The organism is Streptomyces pseudoechinosporeus, assembly GCF_054783935.1.
In genome coordinates this window covers 1-22818 of the sequence record NZ_BAAGPS010000047.1, presented here as the reverse complement: position 1 = coordinate 22818, position 22818 = coordinate 1, and the positions used below count along the sequence as shown (strand labels likewise).

At 70.1% G+C, this 22818-nt stretch carries 17 protein-coding genes and 2 pseudogenes; 6 read left to right on the top strand and 13 right to left on the bottom strand.

Translation table 11 applies throughout. The features are described 5' to 3' along the window. Window positions 1–139: 139 nt before the first annotated feature. The 3 genes from ACYVO6_RS33615 to ACYVO6_RS33605 form a co-directional block, all read right to left on the bottom strand. Window positions 140–1324 carry an amidohydrolase family protein gene (locus tag ACYVO6_RS33615; protein ID WP_461067860.1) on the bottom strand — a complete coding sequence of 395 codons (1185 nt, stop codon included), beginning with the start codon at window positions 1322–1324 and terminating at the stop codon, window positions 140–142. A gap of 428 nt (window positions 1325–1752) precedes the next feature. Continuing rightward, the gene (locus ACYVO6_RS33610) at window positions 1753–1986 is read right to left on the bottom strand and encodes a hypothetical protein (RefSeq protein ID WP_461067858.1); all 234 of its coding nucleotides are present in this window, start codon (window positions 1984–1986) and stop codon (window positions 1753–1755) included. A gap of 190 nt (window positions 1987–2176) precedes the next feature. Next, window positions 2177–2776 (bottom strand): TetR/AcrR family transcriptional regulator, encoded by a 600-nt coding sequence (locus ACYVO6_RS33605; RefSeq protein ID WP_461067856.1) that lies wholly within the window; start codon window positions 2774–2776, stop codon window positions 2177–2179. 143 nt (window positions 2777–2919) lie between these two features. On the opposite strand from ACYVO6_RS33605, the gene ACYVO6_RS33600 reads away from it, so the two are divergent. From ACYVO6_RS33600 to argS, 3 genes are all read left to right on the top strand, one after another. Further along, complete coding sequence (locus tag ACYVO6_RS33600) at window positions 2920–3714, top strand: alpha/beta fold hydrolase (protein ID WP_461067854.1); 795 nt, start codon at window positions 2920–2922, stop codon at window positions 3712–3714. Window positions 3715–3892: 178 nt separating this feature from the next. Then, on the top strand, window positions 3893–4264 hold the full coding sequence (locus ACYVO6_RS33595) for an antibiotic biosynthesis monooxygenase family protein (RefSeq protein WP_461067852.1): 372 nt from the start codon (window positions 3893–3895) through the stop codon (window positions 4262–4264). A 550-nt stretch (window positions 4265–4814) separates the two neighbouring features. Then, window positions 4815–7247, top strand: a complete 2433-nt coding sequence (gene argS, locus ACYVO6_RS33590) for an arginine--tRNA ligase (RefSeq protein WP_461067850.1) — start codon at window positions 4815–4817, stop codon at window positions 7245–7247. A 59-nt stretch (window positions 7248–7306) separates the two neighbouring features. Here the strand turns inward: argS and ACYVO6_RS33585 are convergent, their stop codons facing one another. The 4 genes and pseudogenes from ACYVO6_RS33585 to ACYVO6_RS33570 all read right to left on the bottom strand — a co-directional run. After that, a complete protein-coding gene (locus ACYVO6_RS33585) occupies window positions 7307–7891 on the bottom strand; it encodes a DUF6262 family protein (protein ID WP_461067848.1) in 585 nt (194 codons plus the stop codon). After that, window positions 7888–10542, bottom strand: a complete 2655-nt coding sequence (locus ACYVO6_RS33580; RefSeq protein WP_461067846.1) for a tyrosine-type recombinase/integrase — start codon at window positions 10540–10542, stop codon at window positions 7888–7890. The genes ACYVO6_RS33585 and ACYVO6_RS33580 overlap by 4 nt, the downstream gene beginning before the upstream one ends. Beyond that, window positions 10539–11732 (bottom strand): tyrosine-type recombinase/integrase, encoded by a 1194-nt coding sequence (locus tag ACYVO6_RS33575; protein ID WP_461067844.1) that lies wholly within the window; start codon window positions 11730–11732, stop codon window positions 10539–10541. Before ACYVO6_RS33575 ends, ACYVO6_RS33580 begins: the two co-directional genes overlap by 4 nt. Before the next feature lie 82 nt (window positions 11733–11814). Further along, window positions 11815–11976: pseudogene (locus ACYVO6_RS33570) on the bottom strand (hypothetical protein); the annotation flags it as partial. A gap of 195 nt (window positions 11977–12171) precedes the next feature. On the opposite strand from ACYVO6_RS33570, the gene ACYVO6_RS33565 reads away from it, so the two are divergent. The 3 genes from ACYVO6_RS33565 (at window position 12172) to ACYVO6_RS33555 (ending at window position 16635) form a co-directional block, all read left to right on the top strand. Continuing rightward, the gene (locus tag ACYVO6_RS33565) at window positions 12172–14112 is read left to right on the top strand and encodes a hypothetical protein (protein ID WP_461067842.1); all 1941 of its coding nucleotides are present in this window, start codon (window positions 12172–12174) and stop codon (window positions 14110–14112) included. 77 nt (window positions 14113–14189) lie between these two features. Next, window positions 14190–15842, top strand: coding sequence for a HEAT repeat domain-containing protein (locus tag ACYVO6_RS33560; protein WP_461067840.1), 1653 nt, complete (start codon window positions 14190–14192; stop codon window positions 15840–15842). Window positions 15843–16320: 478 nt separating this feature from the next. Continuing rightward, window positions 16321–16635 carry a hypothetical protein gene (locus tag ACYVO6_RS33555; RefSeq protein ID WP_461067838.1) on the top strand — a complete coding sequence of 105 codons (315 nt, stop codon included), beginning with the start codon at window positions 16321–16323 and terminating at the stop codon, window positions 16633–16635. A 97-nt stretch (window positions 16636–16732) separates the two neighbouring features. On the opposite strand, the gene ACYVO6_RS33550 is transcribed toward ACYVO6_RS33555, so the two are convergent. The 6 genes and pseudogenes from ACYVO6_RS33550 to ACYVO6_RS33525 all read right to left on the bottom strand — a co-directional run bounded on the left by ACYVO6_RS33550 (window position 16733) and on the right by ACYVO6_RS33525 (window position 22587). Continuing rightward, window positions 16733–20251: a CHAT domain-containing protein gene (locus ACYVO6_RS33550; protein ID WP_461067836.1), complete on the bottom strand. Its 3519-nt coding sequence runs from the start codon at window positions 20249–20251 to the stop codon at window positions 16733–16735. A 3-nt stretch (window positions 20252–20254) separates the two neighbouring features. After that, window positions 20255–20476, bottom strand: a complete 222-nt coding sequence (locus ACYVO6_RS33545; RefSeq protein WP_461067834.1) for a hypothetical protein — start codon at window positions 20474–20476, stop codon at window positions 20255–20257. After that, window positions 20476–21126, bottom strand: a complete 651-nt coding sequence (locus ACYVO6_RS33540; RefSeq protein ID WP_461067832.1) for a DUF6338 family protein — start codon at window positions 21124–21126, stop codon at window positions 20476–20478. The genes ACYVO6_RS33545 and ACYVO6_RS33540 overlap by 1 nt, the downstream gene beginning before the upstream one ends. A 281-nt stretch (window positions 21127–21407) precedes the next feature. After that, window positions 21408–21830, bottom strand: a pseudogene (locus ACYVO6_RS33535) (helix-turn-helix domain-containing protein); the annotation flags it as partial. A 12-nt stretch (window positions 21831–21842) separates the two neighbouring features. Beyond that, window positions 21843–22007 carry a hypothetical protein gene (locus tag ACYVO6_RS33530; protein ID WP_461067830.1) on the bottom strand — a complete coding sequence of 55 codons (165 nt, stop codon included), beginning with the start codon at window positions 22005–22007 and terminating at the stop codon, window positions 21843–21845. Between the two features lie 427 nt (window positions 22008–22434). Beyond that, entirely contained in the window at window positions 22435–22587 is a 153-nt protein-coding gene (locus ACYVO6_RS33525) for a twin-arginine translocation signal domain-containing protein (protein WP_461067828.1), read from the bottom strand. Window positions 22588–22818 lie beyond the last annotated feature (231 nt).

Here is a 22818-nt window from a genome sequence, read left to right as displayed (position 1 = left end):
TGCGGGCCGCGTTCGCCCGGCGCCGACGCCGATTCCCGTCGACGGCCTCCCCTGTCGGCCGGCGCTGACCTTTGCACAGAGCGCCGCCCGCGCCCCGTCGGCGGGGCACCGGGCGGCGGGCATGGCGTGCGGTCGCGGCTCAGCGCGAGCTGGAGCGGCGTATACGCGCCCGCAGCTTCGGAAACTGCTCGAGGGCGTTGGTCCGCTCGAGAGCGATCCGCTGGCGCCGGTTGTAGACCTCATCGACGGTCGGTTCGGGGTCGCCTGCCTTGAGGAGCGGCAGGCTGCCCTTGAGGAAGGGCATCGTCTCGACGTTGTCGGCCGCGTAGAGGTGGCGGGTCGCCGGCCAGTCGCTGCCGAACATGATGTGGTCGGCGGGCACCAGGGACGACAGCGGCTGCAACTGCGCGGCGGTGAACGCCTGTGCGTCGTCGAAGTACATCCGCGAGAGGTACGTGAGGGGGCCTTCCGGCAGCACCTCGTTGAACGGCGGGAAGGCCGAGTGCCGGGTCGCGAGCCGGTAGGCCAGGAACGGCAGTGCCCCGCCGCAGTGCGTGAAGTGCCAGCGGATGTTCGGGTAGTCCCGCAGCACACCGTTGTAGATCAGGCTCGTCATCGCACGGGTCGCGTCGAAGGTGTACTCGAAGACGTTGTTCCCGGCCGGGATGTCGGGGCCGAAGCAGAGCTTCGGAGCCGGGTTCACCTCCGGACCCGTCGGGTGGACGTAGACGTAGGCACCGCGGTCATTGAGGATCTCGTACAGAGGCGCCAATGAAGGATCCCCCAGGTAGGTGCCTTTGTAGTTGGTGAGCAGACAGATGCCGTCGAGATCCAGTTCGCCGAGCGCGCGATCCACCTCGGCCACCGAGCCCTCGATGTCGGGCATCGGGGTGACCGCGAAGATCCCGAACCGGTCACCACGGGTCTGCACCAGGTCGCGGGCGTAGTCGTTGACCGCGCGGGCGGTGGCGCGCCGGTCGTCGACCGGGCCGACGGTGACCTGGAGGTCGCCGAACGACAGGACGCTGGCCTGGATGCGGTACTGGTCCATGAAGGCCAGGTGCCGATCGACCGACCACGGACCGTACGCCCCGGTAATGGCGCCGAGCAGGCCGTAGCGCTTCAGGTAGTCGTTGTACACGTCGGGGGCGTAGTGCGCATGGGTATCAATACGCCAGTTGCCCTTCGGCAGCCCCGGACCGGACGGCGCCACCTCCGGACTGGCCATGGCCGCAGGCACCGTGGCCGCCGCCGCCGTGACAAGCGCCGCGGCCGATGCTCCTTCGATCATCCTTCGACGCGAGATGTTCCGTCGCAGGTTCATTTCCAGCTCTCCATCTTCATTCTGTGTGCGAGTCAGGTCGTATGTGCGTGCGTCACGGCGCCGTCGCCAGGCCGGGCAGGGCCTGCGCAGGACGGCGATGGTCCCCGCCGTAATGGAGACTGCCTCCACGCACGGGCGTGCGCGCAGTGCAGGCCGATCGGGGAGCGCAAGCGGGTAAGTCGCTCCTCGGCCGGGCCAGTCGCCACCAGCAGATCGATCCGGCGCTCATGCGTGGGAACCCCCATGGCGCCGACGCAGCCGCGCCGGCCCGGCAGTCGGCTCCACACAGGTGAACTAGCCGGCGGTTCCTTCATGCAGCGCGTCATCGCCGACCGCCTGCCCAACGGGGTCCACCCGCCTGGCCGACCCCAGACGAAGGAACGCGCCGATCACAACGGAACCGGACAGCGCGGTGTCAACCGCCGTAGTCAGGTGCCGCACAGCAGGGTGATCAACGCTGTCCAGCGGCGGGACGAGGAGTACGTGCATGACCGCCAGACAACAGCCGCCTCATAAAGCACGTACCACTCAGCACATGAAGCCTTCATGAAGCCAATCGCCGGACTGACGCCCGTGCCTTCGAGAACTTCGTACCGGTGCAGGGCTCCGCTCAGATCGGTGGTCGACCACACCGGCTCGGCCAACCAAGGGTCGGCGAGCACGTCCGGGTGTACCTGACGGCGCTCCACATGCGGACACGGGCAGCTGGCCGGCGGCAATGCTGGGTGTGCAGTAGCGCCCAGCAGCGGGCGGCGAGGCTCACTTGGCAGAGGCGGCGATGACGGGTTGACAGGAGTCCGGTTCGCTGCCTGAACGCGGTTGTTCCCCTCTGTCAGGAGCTTTCGGTGACCACTACCGGGAGTCCTGCGGTGCGTCGCCAGGCTGCAGCGTAGTGAGCCATTGGGCCACGACGGCGTCGATGAAGGCGTCGGTGACCTGACCGCGGTCGAGGAAGAGCCGGGCGAGGACGGGCCCGTACAGCAGGGTGAACTCGTCGTCGCTGATCTGGACGCCCGAAGGCTCCAGCAGCCTGTTGAAGCCGACGTAGCGGTCTTCGCCGATGCGGACGAGCGCCCGCGCACTGTCGGGGTCATGGTCGGCCTGGGCGGTGACGGCCAGGGCCGCGGCTCGCACGGCCGGCACGCTGACGCCGGCGCGCAGGCTCTTCAACCAGGCGGTGGCCACGTCACGCGCGTCGCTGCCCGGTTCGGGGTAGGTGCCGAGGTCGGGGCCTTCGAGGACGAGGTCGAAGAGCAGCGCGGCTCGGGTGGGCCAGTGCCGGTAGAGGGTCTGGCGGGTGACGCCTGACCGCTCGGCCAGCAGGGCGTAGGTCAGCCCGGCCGGTCCGACCTGAGGCAGCAGTTCCCGCGCGACGGCCAGCACGCGATTGCGGGTGCGCTGCACGCGCGGGTTGCCCGGGGTCGGCTGACGGCGGTGGAGAGGCTCCTTCATGCCGCCACCCTACCGGCACATCATACGGTGCGTGTGATTGACGTCACAGGCGCCAATCATACGCATCGTATGGTAAACCTGGGGAGGTAATCACACGCACTGGATGATTCTCGCGTGTCGGCGCATTCGAAAGGCAGACGGCCATGTCACCTCGCACCCTGACCACACCCGCGTTCGCCCGCACTCGCCTCGGCTCCGGCCCTGGCCTGCTCCTCGCCCACGGCGCCGGCAGCAGCCTGGCCGGCACCTACGGCCCCGTCCTGGAAGCCCTCGCCGCCCGCCACACCGTCGTCGGCATCGACTACCCCGGCAGCGGCGACACCCCCCGCTCCACCACCCCGCTGTCCGTCGACGACCTCGCCGACCAGCTCGTCGCCGCCGCCGACGCAGAGGGCCTCGACCGCTTCGCCGTGTCCGGCTACTCCCTCGGCGGTCCGGTCGCCATCCGCGCCGCCACCCGCCACCCCGAGCGCGTCACCGCACTCGTCCTGACCGCCGCCTTCCCGCACCGCGACAACCGGCTCGCGCTCGCCTCCTCGGTCTGGAGCAAGATCGCCGCGTCCGGCGACCGCGAGCTGCTCGCCGAATTCCAGCTCATGATGGCCCTCGGCACCCAGGCACTGGAGTCGATGCCGGCCGAGCAACTGCGGCAGACCCTCGGCTACGTCGCCGCCGGCGCGGCCGACGGCAGCTCCGAGCAGACCGACCTCGTCGGCCATGTCGACGTCCGGGACGACCTCGCCGGCATCAAGGTCCCCACCCTGGTCGTCTCGACCACCGACGACCGGCTCATCTCCACTGCCCTGCACCGCCACCTCGCCGAGACCATCCCCGACGCCCAGCTCGCGGAAATCGCCACCGGCCACCTGCCGATGCTGGAGCGGACCGACGAGTGGCTGCAGCTCATCACCGACTTCCTCGGCAAGCGCAACGCCTGAAAGCGCACCACGGGTGGGGCCACGCAGCGAACAGCGGCGGGGCCCTCACCCGGACCGCCCATTGATCACGACTCACTACACGCCCTAGTGGTGGAAATTGGCCGCCTCCCGGCCCCGGATCACTTGAATCTCTGTGGGTTCGCAGACCCCACTTCCCCCTCGAGTTCATGGAGGAATCATGCTCAAGTTCGGCAACCTCGACGAGTCCACCCACCACCGCGACCAGCAGAAGGAGAAGGCCGGCCCGGTCACCATCATCAACACGTTTGTCGCCCCGGAAGGCAAGGAGGACGAGGTGGTGGCCGCCTGGACGGCCGACGCGGAGTACATGAAGAAGTCGGGGAGCCTTCTTTCGGTGCAGCTGTACCGGGGCATCGGCGGCAGCCGGCTGTTCACCAACGTCGCGGTCTGGAAATCCACCGAGCACCTCCGTGCAGCGCTCGGCACGCCGGAGTTCGCCTCGTACCTGGAGCGCTACCCTGCCGGCACCGTCGCCTACCCGCACCTATATCAGAAGGTCGCTGTCGAGGGCGTCTGCGAAGGGGAATGATGACCGCTCCCCGATTCCGGGCTGCCGTTCGCCACGCACACGACGTGCGGCGACGTGTAGTCCCTGGGCCGCGGACGACTCGCGCCGATGACGCCGATCTGTTCCCTCTGTCCGACCGGCCGGTACTCGAAGCGCTCGGCCTGGTCCGCGCAGAGGCAACGCAGCGGCAGGACGTACGCGAGGAGGCATGAGGCTGGTCACCAGGAGGGGGCACTTCCCGTTGCTGGTCCGACGGTCGGGACGGGTCGGCGGTGATGGCGGTACCTGGAGCTGTTCCCCAGGTACCGCCAGAGGGCCGGCAAAGCAGCTTTGACTCCCTCAGGGGAAGCGGCAGCATCACCGCAACGTCGTCGGCCCGCCCTCTGCGGCGGCGAACGCCGTCACACCGTCTCGACGGAGTCTGCCTTTCCACGGACGACATCCCACGAGAGCACCGTCGACGGATTCCACCACCATGACCGGATGCCGTTAAAGAAGCACTTCGACGGCGTACGCGTCGTCCCTGGCGCGATCACGGTGGGGAAGCTATCTGGCGCCAGGGGTGGTGCTCATGCCGTCCTTCGTCAACACCGGCTCGATGGTGGACACCTGGGCCACGGTCGGATCCGCAGCGCAGATCGGGCGCAACGTCCACCTAGCTGGCGGCGCGGGCATCGGTGGCGTCCTGGAACCGCCCAACGCCGCACTCGTGGTCATCGAGGACGACGCGTTCATCGGGTCACGCTCGATGGTCGTCGAGAGCGCCCGGGTCCGCAGGGGTGCCAAACTCGGCGCCGACGTGATCCTGACCAAGTCGACCCGCGTCTTCGACGCCGAGACCGGTGACGAACTGCCGCGCGGCGAGGCCCCGGCCTGGTCGGTGTGCGTCAAGCTCGACCCGGGTAAAGAAGTTCCCCGACGGAGCCCGAAGGCAGCGGCGACGACAAGCTCGCGCTCAACGACATCCTCCGAGACCGCGGCATCGCTAGCTGATTCCCATCCGGTGGATCACGCACCTTTCCGTGCTTCCGGGAGGAAGAGCAAAACGGAGCAGGTTCAGTGGAACGCGATAGGACGCCACGCGGTATGGAGCGCCTTCGATGACATGCCCTCCGCCCAACTCGTCTCACCGAACCTGCATCGCCCTGGTCACAGCGTCATCGCGTCCGGGACGTACCGAGACGGCGAACGGGCGCGGCTGTCATGGTGGAGCGCCACCGCCGACCCGCCGCTGCCTCGAGCAGTCCGGGCGGGCGCGATGAGCGACGTGGTTCGAGAGGGCTGGGGCTCCGCCCGAATAATCGGTGTCTCCTGCGGCGTCCGCCCCGGTAGCGTCGCCGCCGTGACTCCAGCAGATCTCGCGGTCGTCATCTCCGACGGCGTACACACGGCCATCCAGTCCGGACGCATCTCGGGAGAGGCGCCGCAGGAGATCCGCGTGGAGCGCCCCCGCCACCGCAGCCACGGCGACTACTCGACCAGCGTCGCCATGCAGCTCGCCAAGTCCGCGGGCCTGCCCGCCCGCGCCATCGCCGAGTTGCTGGCGCCGCTGGTGGGTGCGGCTGCCGGAGTAGCGAAGGCCGAGGTCGCGGGCCCCGGATTCCTGAACATCACGCTGGAGAGGGCGGCGATCGGCGCCCTGGCGCGTGACATCGTCCTGGCCGGTGACGCCTACGGCCGCACGGACCGGCTCAGGGGCCTTCGGCTCAATGTGGAGTTCGTCTCGGCGAACCCCACCGGACCGGTGCACATCGGTGGGGCCCGGTGGGCGGTCGTGGGCGACGCGCTTGCCCGGCTGCTCGAGGCAGCGGGCGCACACGTGTCGCGGGAGTACTACTTCAACGATGCCGGCGTGCAGATCGACCGCTTCGCCCGCTCGCTGCTCGCTGCGGCGCAGGGCTCACCGGTGCCCGAGGACGGCTACAGCGGGGCGTACATCGAGGAGATTGCCGCCGCGGTGCTGCGTCGGAGGCCCGCGGCCCTGGAGTTGCCGGAGTCCGAGGCTCTCGCCGAGTTCCGGACGGAGGGCACGGCGCTGATGTTCGATGAGATCAAGACGTCGCTCGCCGCGTTCGGTACCCGCTTCGATGTCTACTTCAACGAGAAGGACCTGCACGACCAGGGCGACTTGGACGCCGCTGTCGCCCGCCTGCGGGAGGGCGGTCACGTCTTCGAGGACGAGGGCGCGGTCTGGCTGCGCACCACGGACTTCGGTGACGACAAGGACCGGGTCCTGGTGAAGAGTGACGGTTCCTGGACGTACTTCACCGCGGACTGCGCGTACTACCTGAACAAGCGGTCCCGGGGCTTCGAGCGGGTCGTCATCATGCTCGGCGCCGACCACGCGGGCTATGTGGGCCGGATGCGGGCCATGGCAGCCTGCTTCGGTGACGACCCGGACACGCACCTGGAGATCCTCATCGGCCAACTGGTCAACCTGGTCAAGGACGGAGAGCCGGTCCGGATGAGCAAGCGGGCGGGCACGGTCCTCACCCTCGACGACCTGGTCGAGGCGGTCGGTGTGGACGCCGCGCGGTACGCGCTCGCGCGGGCCAGCGTGGACTCGGTGATCGACCTCGACATCGACCTGCTCACCCGGCAGTCGAACGACAACCCCGTCTACTACGTCCAGTACGCGCACACGCGGCCGTGCGCCGTACAGCGCAGGGCGGAGGAAGCCGGGATCGAGAAGGGCACACCGCAGGACTTCGACCCCTCCCTGCTCACCCACGAGCGGGAGGCCGACCTGCTGGGCATGCTGGCCGAGTTCCCGCAGGTCGTGGCCACAGCCGCCACGCTGCGCGAGCCGCACCGGGTCGCGCACTACCTGGAGCAACTGGCCGGCACGTACCACCGCTTCTACGACGCCTGCCGGGTCCTGCCGCGGGCCGGCGAGGACCCGGACGACCGCACCCGGGCCCGGCTGTGGCTGACGGACGCCAGCAGGCTGGTGCTGCGCAATGGGCTGCGGCTGCTCGGGGTCTCAGCACCGGAACGAATGTGAGCGCGCAACCGCTGACCACCCAATAGCGCGCTCAGTCACCTCCTGCGAGCGCGCGCCCGCTACGGCTGGCCGGTGGTGTCGGAGGTGGGCGGCTGCAGTTCCAGGAGTTGGGCTTCCAGGTCGGCGATTCGCTTGTCGGCGAAGCGGAGGTTGCTGCGGGAGCCTTCGAGGCGTTCTTGGAGGAGCCGGTGTTCGCGGGTGAGTTGCTGCACTCGGTGCTTGAGGCTGGTGTTCTCGCTCACCAGGGCCTGGACGGACTCGCCGGGCACCGTTTGGTCGAGGTCTCGCAGGCGTTCCATCAGCTCGCCGATCCGCTGGCGCTGGGTGAAGATCTCCTTCTGGGCGCGGGTGAGTTCGGCCTCGGCGTTCAGCGCGCGTTCCCGCCAGGTCGCCTCGATCCGTTCGTGCGTCTCAACGGCGGCGTGGTCATGGCGGCTCCTGCTGTCCGCGATGGCGGCCTGCACGCGGGTGCGCGCCTGCGAGTTCTCGTACAGGAAGGTGGCGGAGACACCAGCCCGGGCAGCGATGGCCCGGACGGTCAATCGGCCGCGCTCTCGGCGCAGCTGCGCGATGGCGGTCTCGACCTGGGCGAGTTTGTGCCGGGTCTGCTCCCGACGGGCGGCGAGGGCGGCGGCCGTGGTCATGTTTCCTCGGGCTCCTCGGGCTCTTCGGGGGCGTCCTGGATTTGGGCCAGCTCCGCCGCGCGAAAGGCAGTGCTCCATACGCGGCCGAAGAAGTCCTGCGGCCGGCGTAGGTCCAAGGCTCGGGCCTCCTCCAGCAGACCGACCGCCGCGAGGGCCTTCTCCAGGCCGTCGATCGCCCGGGCGGTCGGCTCGAACACCTGGTGCAGGTAGTCGGCGGTCGTGCTGTCGGGGGCGCGCTCGGCGAGCAGGCGCCACTGCTCACGCTTGCGGTGCCAGTAGACGAGGTCGGCGCCGGACAAGACGAACTTGTCGCAGTGGTGGCAGTCCAGGTTCCACGGGCAGGCCCCGCCGTTGACGACCGGCTGGAAGGTACAGAAGCCGCCGTCGGTGGGGGTTGATTTGCGGGTCAGATCGATGGCCAGTGCTTCAGCCTGCTCCCGGGTCATGGGCTCGCCGCCGGAAAGCAGGAGTCCGGGTTCGGCGGAGCCGGGGCCGGCCACCCACACCGCCTCCAGAGCCGCATTCAGTGTGGGGTCGTTGTGCGCGAGGTGGACGTAGTGCTCGGCCATCTCGCGGGAGAGCTGGCCCAGGTGGCGCTTGACGTGCACCAGATCGGCGCCGTTCTTCAGCAAGTTCGTCGCCAGCGTGTGGCGGGCTTGGTGCAGCACTCCGGTGCCGACCTGCAGCGTTTCCATCCACTCCCGGAAGGCGTCCGCGAACCACTGGTAGCTGACGCCAGTGCGCAGGTCGGGGTTGCGGATCCGGCTGGGGAACAGCGCCAGCTGTCGGCGCTCCTGGGCGGTTGGGGCACGGCCGTAGCGGCCGGTGAAGCGGGTACGGGTCTTGGCCTGGCGCTGCTCGATGCGGGCGAAGAGCCGGTCGGGGATGCGGATGGCCTGGTCGTAGTTGCCGACCTTGGTCTGGTCGTGCCAGAACAGCGCCAGCCCGTTCAGCCGCAAGATGCACTCGTAGCGCACCTGAAGCACCTCGTTGACGCGGCGTCCGGTCAGCACGAGCATCTCCCAGGCGTCGCGCAGCCCGCCGTCGAACGGGTCGAACTCGTCCTCCATGCGCCGCAGGTTGTCCGGGTGGGCCAGGGCCCGCGCGAGCTCGTCGGGGAACGGCGAGCGGCGGCGTACCGGCGGGTGGTAGCTCGGGATGGCCACGACGAAGCCGCGGTCGAGGCCGAGTTGGTCGGCGGTGCCAGAGTCCAGGGCCTCGTGCAGGATGCGACGGCAATTGCGCAGCACGTGGCCGAGCATGATCGGCGTAACGGTGGAGGGCTGCCCGCTGCGGCTGTCGCCGTCGCCGCGGCGCTGCAGCCCAAGGGAGGGCAGCCGATGCTCGGCCCGGTGCCGCTGATCGGCGACGAAGTCAACGGCAAGGGCCCGCGTCAGTACCTGCGGATCGTGTCCACCGCCCGGTGCGCGGGCCTCGAGGAACGCGCTCAATTCCACGACCGCCTTGCGGTTTTGGTCCAGCGTGGCTCCGGTGCGCGGGGGGTCGCTCTCCAGCCGGGCCGCCAGGCTGTCCCACAGCAGATCGCGCAGCCAACGCTGCGACACCCCGCCCAGGTCCCAGTGCGAGATGCGGTGCTTGAAGCGGACCCCGAAGTGCTCCGTCTCGATGAACCCGGCGTCCCGGGTGTCCTCGCGGCTGAAGTAGACCAATCGCAGGTAGTGCAGCATCGCCTTGGCGATGCTGTGGCGACGCGAGTAGTGCCCCTTGGGACTGGGTTCGAGGTCCAGGTCCACCAGGGAGTTCACCCGCTGCTGCCGGCACTCCTCGGCAAGTAGCTGGATCCGGGACAGATCCCAGATCGGCCCCCGTGGATTGGGGTCCTGGGTGCGGTGGAACATCGTCCACTTGAACTCCGCCTTGAGCAGTGGCCGCAGCCCGCGCAGGGACACCTTGGCGTAGGCGTGGTGGCGGGTTCCGGCGGCAGCGCACCACAGGCGAAACGCCACCTGGTCGTCGTAGGACACCCCGGGGTTGGAGCCCCACTCAGTCAGCATCCGGCCCCAGTTGTTCGGCACCCGGGCGCCGCCGGGCTTCCCCTCCTTCTTGTAGAGCAGGAAGTGGCGGCGGCACAGCCCGAGCAGGTGCACCGCCTCCTCGGGGCACACATCTACCTGGCAGGGGCCGAACGCCGGCATCACCGGCTGCCGCGCCATCCACTCATCCAGGTGCTCGTCGAGGACCAGGCCCTGCTGCTTGTACTCCCAGCGGTCGTGTATCAACCGGTAGTGGTGCAGGTAGCACAGCTGTCTCGCGCCGTTCCAGGCCGGCACATCGCCGCAGATCACACACGGCGGCGGCGTCGCGTACGAGCGGGCCCTCAGCGGCTTGGCGGTGCGCAGGAAGTGCGCCAGGCTCACGTCGCCCCCTCGGCGGAGCTTCGACCACTGCCCGTGGTGCACATGACAGAAGTCGGTCCGCTCGTGCTTGGGGCGCTCGCACTGTGCCACCCCGCACTGCCAGGCATACGTGGGGTGGTCGGGCGGCACCACGATGATGTCGGGGCGAAACAGCGAATCGAAGGACGGGGCATTGATCAGCGCCGTCAGGACCTCCAGCCGGTCGCGGTTGGTGCGTCCCGCTCCGCCGGCGAGGCCGACGAGCGGCAGCAGTTCACGGGCCTCCTCGCTCACTCCTCCTCACCCCAGACCTTGCGCAGGGCGGCGGTGAACGTCGGAGAGTGCAGATCGGGGTGTCCGTAGACCTCCTCAACCATGCGCGTCGAGGACCAGTTGCCGGCCACCTTGGCCACCATCGGGTCGTTGCCGGAGGCGTCCATGATGTTGGCCGTGGTCGTGTGCCGGAAAGCGTGCGGCTTGATCCGCCCCGGCAACCCGGCTCGGCGCCCGGCGCGCCGCAGCATCCCGCGCGCCCCGTCCGTCGTCCACGGCTCGCCGCGCCGCGGCCCGGCCAGTTGGATGAGCAGCATGCCGTGACCCGCGGCATGCTGCGCGTACTCCTCGGTCATATACCGGAAGTAGCTGCTGATCATGGCCGGGCTGGCGCGGAAGATCTCCCCGCCGGTAATAGTGCCGTCGACCAGCCTCCACTCGGGTTTGGCCTTCACCGCCGCCCGGTTCGCATTGCCCCACCGGTGGCAGACGTGCACGTGGGCGGGGCCGCACTCGCCACACGCAGCGCCGTCCCGCAGGTGCAGGTCGACCAGGTGGAGACCACACAGGGCGCCGATGCGCATGCTGCTGTCGGCGAGCCAAGTCACGACCATCGCGTCCCGGGCTGTGTTCACCACTCGGTGCAGCTCCGTACGCGCCCCGTCCGGGAGCATCTTCGGATGCCGCCGACGCGTGCCCATACGAGGAGCCAGCGGGTTCATCGGCATCGACGTCTTCACATGCCCCAGCAGGGCGCGATCGCGGTCCACCCTGGTGGGCAGGCGACGCACGTCCAGCGCCTCCTTCAGCTCCGCGTTGATCCCATGCGCCGCGAACTGGTGCAGGTAGAACCCCTTCAGCGCCGCCGCTGCCACGCCGAGGCCGGACTCGCCATATGGACGCTTCGGTGGCACCCGCCAGGGCTGCCCGTACGGCAGCGGCACCTTCGCACCGACCGCCCCCATGTACCGAAACAGGTCCCGCAGGGTTACGGACTTCGTGGTCAGGCCCTCCCTGACCCGCCAGCGCAGGTGGTCCACGAGATAGTAGGCGTAGGTCCTCTGCGTCCCCGTGCCCTCGTACTGCGCCAGGAAGCCGTACGACTCCTCCTCCACGGACCCATCCGGCTCCAGGATCGCGTACGACCAGCCGCCGCCCGCCCGCGGTAACTCCTGGACCCGTAAATCCCCCAGCACCATCTCACTGCGCAAGCCGACCACCCTCCCCGGTCATGTACGGACGTCCCTAACGCCCTTGGGATGGTCGGAAAACGTACTCGGGTCACGGCCTGCAGCGGGCTCGACGAACACTTCCGACAGAATCTGGCCGGTCGGTAAACCGCTCCATCAGCAAGTGGTGATCAAGAGGGTTGGCCGTGGAGATACCCAGCACGTGACAGACCATCGACCCCGCGCCCGAGCCGCGGGCCGCGACCCGGATGCCGAGCTCCCGGATGTGTAGGTTCTCAATCGGACTGTCTCATTCCGGTGTGCTGGCCTGGGAGTTCTCGACCGTCTCATTCACGGGCCACGGCATTTGTGTCTCACGGTCTTGTCCCTTGAGGGGAGTATCGGGGCGCGGATGGCTCGGCCAGCTCCGTTTGCCCTCCGTGCGGGAGGGGTCCCGGTCTCCGGTCGTAGATTCGTCGGCATGACGGATGACACGGACGACGGTGACCGCGCAGGGGACTGGCTGTTGTGGCTCGCCGTCGGCGCGTTCGCCGTGCTCGCGGTGGGGGCGGGCGTGTTGTTGGGGCTCGGTACCCTGCCCAGGTCGCTCCTGGCCGCTGCGCTGGTCGGCTTCGTGCCGTCGCTGCTGCGGCGCCGGTGGGCGCACTGGCTCGCCTGCGTCGTGCTCGCCGGTACTGCGGCCTGCGTGCTGTTGCTGGCCTGGCTCCCATCCGCGCCCCAGGTGCTGAATGACCGACTGCTCGGCGACGGGCTGCCGCAGGCCGGTGACTTCGCGGCCGGGGGGCTGCTCCTGTCGGCCGCGTTGCTCGCCACCGCCTTCGCGCGGCGGGCCGAGGCGGCAGGCACGCGTCGCGTCGCCCGGCGGCGGAGCGGGCTGCACCAGCCGAGCGTACGGGAACTCGTCGCAGCCGCCCGTGCCCGCCGTGCCCGCAGATGGCGCAGGGCAGGGTACGCCGTCCTCGGAGCCGTGACCGCAACCCTTGTGGGCGCGGTGTCCCTGGCCGCGGGATCGGTCGCTGCGGGCCAGGTGGCCGAGTGGGCCGCCGACGAGGCATTCGACCGCGTGGAAGGCCCGGCTGGTGTCCCCGCTGATCTGGAGCCGGCCGACCGCCACGGGCCAGACTCCGGCGCGTCCGGGCCGGCCGGGTTCGACCGGGCCTGGACCGAGCGGGCGGATCGGGCCGTGCCGCTGCCCGAGGTCGGCCTGGCGGTGCTGTGCGCGCCCGACTGGGGGGACCCCACGGGGATGCGTCAACCCGGCGGGATGGAGCTGTGGGCCGTGGACCTCGACACGGGTGAGGTGCACTGGGCCGTCTTCATCGGATCGACCCGCTTCGGCTGTGAGTTCCTCGTCGATACCGAACACCGCGCCATCGGCCTGCTCACCGGCGACGCCGCGGTCCGGCTCGACCTGGCCACCGGGGAGATCGCCGAGACCTACGAGCTGCCTCCGACCAGGGAGGGATGGTCCGTCATCCCGGCCGGCCCGGGCTCGGCCGAAACACCGATGCGCGCACCGGGCTACCTGCTGATGCAGGGCGAGCCAGGTGATCCAGATGATGCGGACGGTTCACCCGGGCCCATGGCGGCCGCCGCGCTGGACTTCACGACCGGCCACGTACGCGAGCTCCGCCGCGAGCTCCCCTGGCGCTGCGCGTTCGCCTGGCTGACCGCCGATGCGGGGGCCGAGGCCGCGCTGCTGACGCACGACAATGACAACTCCTGCACCTCTGCCGCTGTGACCGCGCTTGACCGCTCCGGCGCGCGGGTCACCCGGGCCGACACCGTTGCGCTGTCTGCCGACACCCTGCCGACGCCTCCTTACGCATGCGGCGGCTCCTGCTCCATCGAGGCGGCCGTGCTCGGGTCCGACGGCACGGTGGTCGTGCAGCGGTCCGACGGCCGGATCGGATACGACTACGACCCCGAGGACTCCTTCTCCAGGGACCTCGTCGCCGTGGACACCACGGCCGGGAACGTCCGCTGGCGACGGGAGTCCCCGGACGCGGACAGCGAGTCGGTGGTCGAACCGTCCCTGATCGGTGTGTTCGAGCGCCGCCTGCTCGCCCACACCTCCGAGGGCACGTACATCACGCTGGACGCGAGTACCGGCGAGGTGCTGACGACGTGGGCCGACGACTTACCGGGGACGCCCGCCAGCTATCTGGCCGGCTGGTACGGCAGCCCTGGGGATCCCGCCTTCTACCGGATCGAGGGCGGCGGCGGTGAGGCGTCTCCCTGGCGGCTGTACCGGCTCGATCCGCACACGCTCCGGCCGACCGGCACACCGCTGTTCGAGATGAGCGGCGGGGCGCCGGAGCCCGTGGCGGCCGAAGGGGGCTATCTCTTCGTCCGGCTCGGGGAGGACGTCATCGCACTGGCCGCCGCCGTCGCCCCGTGAGCGGGGACAGGGCGGAGAGAGATTGTCCGCCCCACGGAACGTGGAAGGAAGGCAAGTGTCTCTGCCATGGAGGGGTCATGTTCGACAGGTACCGGCGTCGCAAGGCGGAGGAGAAGGCGCGTGCGAAGGTGGACGCGTGGGAACGGGCCGGGGACGTTGCCGGGCTGGTGGAGCTGCTGCGTGGCGGCGAGCAGGAGACGGTGATCCGAGCTGCCGCCGCGTTGGGCCGGATCGGTGGCCGGGACGCGGTTGAGGCTTTGCTGGCCGCGCTCGGCGGCGCTCGCGGCGACACCCGCTTCCACATCGTGCGGAGTCTGGGCACGATCGGGGGCCCGATCGCCACCGACGCGCTGACCGGCCTGCTCCACGACAGCGAGGACGTGCGGACCGCCGCCCCGGCGCTCGCCCGGATCGGCGGGCGGCGGGCGCTCACCGTGCTCACCGACGCCTTGACGGACCCGAACTTTCCGGGCAGCCGCGCGCCGCTGGAAGACGCGGTGAGAGGACTCATACCGGCCCTTCGCCTCCCGGCGGGCCGCCTCCCGGGACACCTGACCCGTGATGCCGCGGCAGAGGTCCGGCGGCTGGTGTGGGCCGGTGACCTCGACGCCGGTCATATCCTGCTCAGCCAGATCCGCGACGGCATCTCGTCGGCCGAGGCCACCTCCGGCATGAGGTGGGGCGTGGCTTCCTATGCCGGAGCCGCCGTCGACAGCGCGTTGAGCACGGTGTCCCGCCAGGAGATGGTGGCCCACCACTCTGTCGGGCCCAACGCTCAGCCCTTCCATCTCGACGGACTTCACGCTGTGTCGCCGTGGCTTGAGCTGACCAACCTGGAGGCGATGCTGGGCACCCTTCCTGAAGACATGGAAGAAGCCGCTACGCCCCCGTCGCTCGGCGCGCACGTCGACGACCCGATCGTCGAGGTGATGATCCGGCTGCTGCGCGGCAGCGACGACGAGACAGCCGCACTGCGGCGAGACACGCTCATCTCCCTGCATCGCATGAACCGGCTGGATTCGGTCGCCGACCTCGGCAGCACACTCAACGACCGGTACTGGGCGGTCCGGCTGGCCGCGGTCGCCGCGCTGCGCAAGATGGACGCCCCGGAGGCGATCGCCGTGTTGCGTACCAAGATGGGTGACCAGAACCAGGAGGTTCGCAGGGCGGCGGTCGCGGTAGCCGTCGGGAAGGACGGCCACATCCTGCGGCAGGCCGTGCGGGACCCGCACGACGATGTTCGCGCACAGGCCGCGATGTCAGCCGCCGACCTCGACGATCCGCAGTGGGCCGACGTGCTCGTGCCGCTGCTCACCGACGGGGAGCGTCTCGCCCGTATGCACGCGGGCGAAGCGCTCCACCGGTGGGCCTGGACCGGCGACCCCGTCCAGGCCGCCATCTCTGCCTGCTCGTGGGACGACGTCGTCGCGGCCGGAGCCGCGGCGGCGGGGCCGTTGATGCGTATGTTCGAGGAGACCTACCGCGACCATGATCCGGACAAGGAACCGGCCTTGCGGGCACTCGAACGCCTCGTGACCGCGCATGGCCGCGCTATACCCGACCATGTGCTGCGTGCCGGAGCCGACTTCGAGGACTTCGCGGGCGTCCTCCAAAGGGAGAGGGACGGCGACCACCTTTCGGCGCCCAGGGCCGACGCCTCCGGGCTACGGCAGGTCTGCCGGGAGGCACTCCAGGCACGCGACAGTGGGCGGCGGTCCACAGCCGATTGACGGGCAAGGTGCTGCTTTGGCCCGCACAGCCAAGCACAACCGGCTGGACCGTGGGGAGGAACACTCCCTGGCATCGCCGAATACCTGTCGTGGGTCGCCACCGGCCTCGCAGTCCCCGACGGACTCGAACGCGACCCGAGTCGCTGCCCCGAGCCCGGACTTCCGCAGTCCGCCGCCGTCCTCGTCAACTCACTCCACCTCGATCGAGCGCATCCAGGTCCATCGCCCCCCAGCACGAACGAGAACGGGTGGGACTCCGACAGCTTCAATGCGACAGGACGGAAGTTCGTCTCACTGAAATGGCCTTTGGGCCGGGCAGGGGCCACCACCAATGAGAAAGGGATGCCCAAAAAGCGAACCTACAACTTGTGTAGGCCCGCAATCGGAGTGTCCCGTTCCGTCGTGACGACCTGCATGTTCCCGCACTGTCTCGTTCGGTTGGCCCGGCATTCCGTCTCGCGATCTTGGCCCTTATGTCGTGGTGCCACCCAACGGGATCGTCTCCCAGGTGATGGTCTTCTCGACGTCGTTGGCCACCACGTCGACCAGCGCGACTGGCGTCGACGCGGCGCGGCGCGTGGCTGGGGCGGACTCGGCGTACGCGTCGGTGGATCTGGTGGTAGTGGTCGAGCTCGACTTCGGCGGTGGCGTACGACTCCGTCAGGTGCAAAACACCGGTCTCGTACGTGGTGGTCGCAGCGCCGAGCACGACCTCGAAGGCCCGTGTGGCGGCGGTCCGCAGCTCGTTCAGCGGCTCATCGGGCCCGAGATCAAAAATGAGCCCACGGCTTGACACAAAGGGGAGCCATGAGCGGATGCCGATGACAGCTACCGACGCAGCTGGCCGAGTCGGCTGCGGATCAACCTCCGATACGACGGAGTGCGCGTAATCAGGCGCCCGCGTGGACGTATGCGGCCCACACCGACGGCAGGTTCGGATACTTCGTCCTGAGCTGCCTGACCGTGCGATGGACCGCCGCCGACGCGCACAACGCACCGGATCGATCCGCGATCAACTCGCCGTAGATCTGCTGACTGAAGGCTGGTGCCACGACGTCGTCGACGCGCCAGAGCGTGCCGACTACCTGAGAGAACCCGGCTATCTGAAAAGCCGCCAACGGGTGGATCGCCTCGTCGGACAGGCGCGCGGTGGTGCGGGCCGTGTCGCAGGCCGACAGGAACGCGAACTCCGCGTTCCGCAGACGCAGCCGGGAAAGGTCCAGCACCCGAAACGGCGCGCGGTCGTGGTCGTGCAGCGCGAGGTGGCTGTCCGAAGGGTTGTCCGGGTCGCTGTACCCGTGGCAGGCGAAGTGCGCCCAGCCACTGGCCAGCAAGGCGTCGAGAACGGTGTCACGAGTCGCGTCCGCGCCGACCAGGACCGTGGCGCCGGGTATGAGAGCGGCCAGGTGGTCTGCTTCGGCCTGTGCGCCAGGCAGGTCCGGGGCGTCCGGAGTGTGCGGCATCGCGACCACCAGCAGCCGCAGCTCGTTCCGGTCGTCGCGGCGGCCCGCGCGGGCGTGGCCCAGAGCGCGGATCGTCGGCGTCGTCGAGGAGACGACGCGGTCGAGGAGCACAGGTCCGCCGTCGCGGTGGTGGCCCGCCGCGTGCAGGGGGAGCAGGCTGAGCGACCCGACCATGGCCCACCAGATCCTTGGCCACGGACCATCCGCCGCCGGTTCCGCCGTCAGCCCCAGTTCGCCGAGCACAGGACCCACGACGGTGTCCCACAGCCACTCGAGCGTGTCATGGATCGCCTGCTCGGCGGCCAGCCGCCCCTCCGTGAACGCGGTGTGCAGAGCGCGTACGCGGTGACTCACGGTCTCTTCGCTCAGCCGGTCCAGCGCGCGTGACCGGACCCCGTCCGGAGTGATGATCAGCGCGTCACACCGGTGCCGGCTGACGTTGACGTACACGATCGGGCCCTCGTGCGCCTGCGCGGTGAGGTCGGTGAGCAGCGGGGGCCGTAGGAACCGCTCCATCCCGGGCAGCGCGCGGATCCGGTCGGTCACCGCGTCGAGCTCGTCGGCAAGGGCCACGCGGTCGCTCGTGGTGTCGGTTTCGAACTCCGCGGTGAGCGTCCGGAAGCGTTCGGCCAGCTCGGGCGCCCGCTCGCGCAGGTCGGAAAGATCGCCGCGGCTGTCGAGTGCCTGGGCGGCGAGCACGCAACGTCCGGATTCGAGCAGGGTCACCGCGCTCACCTCGTCGCCGACGGCCAGCGCGCACGCGGCCGCGTCGGCGGCGACCCCGGCGAACCGGCCGAGCCAGTACTGGGCGTCCTCGCGGCCCAGGCGGCGCCCGGCGAGCCGGGGCAGCAGCCGGACCGCGGCGGCGTACCCCTCGGCGGCCACGTCGAACTGCCCGGCCTCGGCGGCCAGATCGCCCCACCGGTCCGCCGCTTCCGCCCGGCTCTCCATCGGCGATCCGGCAGACGCCGCGGCCTCCCGGTAGCAGCCGAGCGCCTCGGTCAGCGCGTCGCCGTCGCCGAGGTGCCGGAAGCCGAGCGCCAGGACGTTGGCGACGCGGGTCAGCAAACCCGCCCGGGAATAGGCGTCCTGCTCGGGCCTCCGCACCGCACTCCGGGCCAGACCGATCGCCTCGGCGAGGAGTTGCGGATCCGGCGGCTCCCGTCGCGCGACGGCGGGTGCGGCGGGGTTCGTGCACCAGTCGCCGAGCGCGGCGGCCAGGTTCGCGGTGTACCCGGGCCAGTGCGGGCTGTCCTGCGGAGTCGCGGCCACGGACGCGCGACGCGCGGCGATCGCGTCCCGCAACGCATTCCGGTCGCCGAACTTCTCGTACGCCATCCCCAGCACACCGCCGAGATTGGCGAGCCGCACGGCCCGGCCCGGGTCGTCGTCCGCCGTCACATCCGCGGCCGCGCGGTGCGCGGCGATCGCCTCGTCGAGCACGCTCGCCTCGCCCGTCCTGGTGAACCAGTCGGACAGCATGGCGCCAAGGTTGGAGAGCCGCTGGGCCTGCTCGGCGACCAGGCTCGCGCCGAGGCGGACGGACTCCCGCGCACGGTCGACCGCCTCCAACAACACCTGCAGCTCGCCGGTCAACCGGAACCGGTTGTGCAGCACGACGGCGAGGATCCCGAGCGAACGCGGGTGGTCGCCCTGCCCGGCCGTGGCCTCAGCGACACGGCGGGCGACGTCGATCGCGTCCCTGACGTGGGCCAGGTCTCCGGTCGCGTGGAACAACGCGTTCAGGTTGACGGCGAGGTTGCCCATGAACTGGACCCGCAGCGGATGGCCCGCCGACGTGCACGCGACCGCCTCCCGCTCGATGCTGACGGCCTCCGCAAGCGCGGCGTGGTCCCCGAACTCTTCACCCCGGGTCGCCAGCGCCGTGGCGAAGTGGTCCAGCCGCACGCCCCGACGGGGGTGCCCGGCGTGGGTCGCCGCCGCCGCCGAACGCCCGAGCTCGATCGCCCGGTCGAGCAGGGCCGAGTCCCGGGTCTGCTTGAACTCGGCGGCGTACCGGCCGCACACTTCGGCTTCGGTATCGGCGCGTTCCCAGCCACGGTTCGATTTCGGGCGCTCGCCGGTGAGCGCGGCCCAGTCTCGTTCCGTGGTCGTCAGCTCGGAGAGGTTCTGCGAGTGCCGTGGATCGGTGACCGGGGTGTGGGCCACCAGCGTCTGCCGGACCCGAAGCAGTTCGGCCAGATCATCCCGCGCTCCGCGAGCCCGGTAGTGGTCGTCGAGAAGGTACGCGAGGTTCTTCAACCGGTCGAGCACGTCGGACGACCCGGCCGGCGTGAGCTCCACCGCTCGCCGCGCGGCATCGACAGCTTCCTCCACGACACCGGTCTCCCCGGTCTCATGGGACCAGTCGCGCAGGACGACGGCGAGGAAGTGCAGACTCCTGGCGGTGGACACGTCATCGGGGGAGCATGCGACGGCGGCCCGCGCGTGCTCGGCGGCTTCCGCCAGGGGGGCGAGGTCTTCCGTCACGGTGAACGCCGTCCGCAGCGCGACAACGAGGTTACCCAGGTAGAACGCCTTCTTCGTGGACGGTTCCTCGTCGACGGCCGTCCGGCTCCAGTCCAGCGCGTCGGCCAGGGTTCCGCGGTCCTGGTTCCGCTGGAACGCGGTGTGCAGCAGCATGCCGATGTTGTTGGCGTAGCCCGCCGAATCCTCCGGGCTTCCGTACGCCAGGAGGTAGGCCTCCGTGACTGCCCGGACGGCTTCCTGCAGGAACGCGAAGTCGCCGGTCTGGTGGTAGCGGGTCTGCAGCAGGCCCCCGAGATTCGACAGGACCGAGCGGCGCTCGGCCACGTCCTCGGCGGCCAGCAGGGCATGGCCGAGGTCGATCGCCTTCTCGACCGACGCGGGGTCCGCGCTGTGCCGGGCCACGTGGAACGCCTCCCAGAACCGCTCGGCCAAGCCGTTCGCGGGCCCGCCACCCACGCGTCAGTCCTCGTTGCCGTTCGAGGTGCCGGCCGGGCCGCCGGGCGCCTCGTCCGGCTCGGCGACCGTGCGTTTCGGGGTGTAGCCGCGTTCCGCGGCCTCCTGCAGCAGCGCCGCCTCTTCGGGCGAGAGCTCGGGTTCGTGCGCCATTGGGGTGTAGCCGCGTTCCGCGGCCTCCTGCAGCAGCGCCGCCTCTTCGGGCGAGAGCTCGGGTTCGTGCGCCATTATCGCTCCTCCCCCGGCACGGCCGCCGGTTCTCCGGCTTCGACGAACTCCAGCACGTCGAAGTCTTCCGCCCGCAGCCGCAGGCCCGCCGTCCCGTGCACGCGCGCGCCGAACGACCCGTCGGCACCCATCACGCGCGCCGATTCGAGGTACAGCTCGGCCGGGTGGGGGTACGAGGAGGCGTACGACCGGTCGCCGTACCAGCCGCCCGCCCAGTTGCCGTCCTTGAGCCGCACGCGCACGAAGCACGGTTCGCGGTCGCGGAACGCGTGGTCCCAGGCGCTGGGCGTGCGCAGGAACCGAGCCTTGCGCCGCTGCCGATCCACCAGGGAAACGGTGACCGCCGCCACGGCCGGCACGACGAGGAACAGCACCACGGCGACGAAGCCGACCACTCGCGGCCGCTCCACGAAGCCGTCCCAGCCGCCGCCGGTGCCTCGAGCCAGGCGAACCAGCACCGGCCCCGCCACCACGGCGTACAGGGCGTCCAGCGCGATCGACGCGACGATCGCCCGCAGCACCCGCTCACCCAGATCACGCTCACCGGGCACCGGCCCACGACGGCGTTCTCGGACGAACTGATAGGTGACCCCGGGCAGCACCAGAAGGACGAGCAGAGCGAGCTGCACGACGGTCGCAGGCGCCTGCACTCACCACCCCCATGTCTCACAGGCTCCGTTCAATCAGGCTACTGGCTTGCGTCTCTGAGCGCGAACGACGGGACGAATACCCGGCAGTTGGGGCCATCGCTCGGTGAGTGATGATCACCTCTCCACGGCACCGCGCTGAAGATCGCCGAGCAGACCAGCAAGCGGGCGGGCCGCGGCCAGGACCTTCTGCCCGAAGCCGGTGAGGCGCATCCGGTGCCCGTACTACCCGCGGATCAGGAGCTGCCCCTGCAGGTCTCGCTCCAGGTGCTGCAGTTGCACGGTCATCGTGGACGGAGACGTGCCCACGGTGCGGCAGTACGCCGCGAGAGTGGGATGCTCTGCGGCCTGCACGAACCGCAGGAGTCGACGGCGTCCGTCGAATGTGCGCACACCAGGCTGTAGGAGCGCGGGGAAACGGTCGACGCCCGGTGCGTCAGCGGGGCGGGGGCGGGGCTTGCGCTTCTTCTTGTGCGGGCGGCGTACGGTCGCGCATTCCCAGGTCTCCCGGGGCTGGTCGGCCAGCGTGTGCGCCCATTCTCGACGGCCCGGACGACTTCTTGGCCGAGCGCGGTGAGTTCCGCCCGCCGGCCTCTGCCTGCGCGGATCAGCAGGGGGCCACCGAGGTCCTCCTCCAGACGCCTGAGCTGGGTGGTGAGCGTCGCCGGGTTGATGCCGTGCGTCTGGCACGCCTCGGCGAGGGTGGGGTAGCGGACGACCTAGATGAAGACGCGCAGCCGGCGGATCGCGTAGGCGTTGCCCAGGGCGGGCCGAAGCACCTCCGGCGCCGAAGCGAACTCCTGCCGCGGGGACTTGGGTTGCCGGTTGGTCCGGATCGGGATGCCGCATTCACGTACGCGGGCGGCGACGGCCGTTCCGCTCATGCCGGTCCCGAGTGCGGATTCGTCCTCGGGCTCCTCGACGGGCGGGGCAGGTCGCGTCTTCCAGCGCCGACCACCGTGGCCAACCCCTGGCGCAGCATGTGGCGCTCGGACAACGGCTCCGTCAGGTCCGTCACGAATTGCTGGCACCACAACAGCCGCAGCACCGCGGCTCTCACCCGCCGGTCGGTTTGAGAACCTGTGCCACATCTCCTTTTCGCAGGTCACGGCGTCGTGAAGTGCTGTGGTGATTCGGTTGGGCGTCGATGGTCGCCGTGCCGAACGTCAGCGGCAGCGTGCTGGGCTTCAGGCAGCTGCGAGGGTCGCTCGCAGAACCTCGGTCTGGCGGCGAGGCCGGGCTAACGCCACCTCGTCGGCAAATGCGTCGAACTGCTCCTGGGTGGTCAACTCCTGCGGCATGGCGGCGTCTTCACTCCTCCGGGCGGCTGGTGGGAGTTCCCGGGGGTGGGCGGTGTGGAGGCGCTGCCGCCGTTCCGGCCGCCCCCGCCGCGGCGGCGCCGGAAGCGAGGAGAAAGCGACGGCGGTTGATCGGGGATGCGGGATCGGGATCGGTGCCGGTCATGGGACGGCCCTCCGGTGCCTCCGAGTGATTCACTGAGTGGAATCACTCATTCAGATCCCAGGGGCACCGGCGTGGCGCCGCCATGAACGCCACCGGAACTTCCCCGCCCGCCTGTGGGCCGAACTGCGGGGAGCTCGGTGATCGGCGTCACCGATGGAGATCAAGGACGGGACGCCCGTACGCTCCGGTCAGGAGGCACTCATGAACTCACCGAGCAACAGTTCGCCCGCC

Excerpts from the sequence above, each read along its gene's own strand:
- ACYVO6_RS33545 (WP_461067834.1), bottom strand. The coding sequence starts at position 20,476 with ATGGCGCACGAACCCGAGCTCTCGCCCGAAGAGGCGGCGCTGCTGCAG.
- ACYVO6_RS33585 (WP_461067848.1), bottom strand. The coding sequence starts at position 7,891 with ATGACCACGGCCGCCGCCCTCGCCGCCCGTCGGGAGCAGACCCGGCAC.
- ACYVO6_RS33565 (WP_461067842.1), top strand. The coding sequence starts at position 12,172 with ATGACGGATGACACGGACGACGGTGACCGCGCAGGGGACTGGCTGTTG.
- ACYVO6_RS33615 (WP_461067860.1), bottom strand. The coding sequence starts at position 1,324 with ATGAACCTGCGACGGAACATCTCGCGTCGAAGGATGATCGAAGGAGCA.
- ACYVO6_RS33600 (WP_461067854.1), top strand. The coding sequence starts at position 2,920 with ATGTCACCTCGCACCCTGACCACACCCGCGTTCGCCCGCACTCGCCTC.
- ACYVO6_RS33605 (WP_461067856.1), bottom strand. The coding sequence starts at position 2,776 with ATGAAGGAGCCTCTCCACCGCCGTCAGCCGACCCCGGGCAACCCGCGC.
- ACYVO6_RS33595 (WP_461067852.1), top strand. The coding sequence starts at position 3,893 with ATGCTCAAGTTCGGCAACCTCGACGAGTCCACCCACCACCGCGACCAG.
- ACYVO6_RS33525 (WP_461067828.1), bottom strand. The coding sequence starts at position 22,587 with ATGACCGGCACCGATCCCGATCCCGCATCCCCGATCAACCGCCGTCGC.
- ACYVO6_RS33530 (WP_461067830.1), bottom strand. The coding sequence starts at position 22,007 with ATGAGCGGAACGGCCGTCGCCGCCCGCGTACGTGAATGCGGCATCCCG.
- argS (WP_461067850.1), top strand. The coding sequence starts at position 4,815 with ATGCCGTCCTTCGTCAACACCGGCTCGATGGTGGACACCTGGGCCACG.
- ACYVO6_RS33560 (WP_461067840.1), top strand. The coding sequence starts at position 14,190 with ATGTTCGACAGGTACCGGCGTCGCAAGGCGGAGGAGAAGGCGCGTGCG.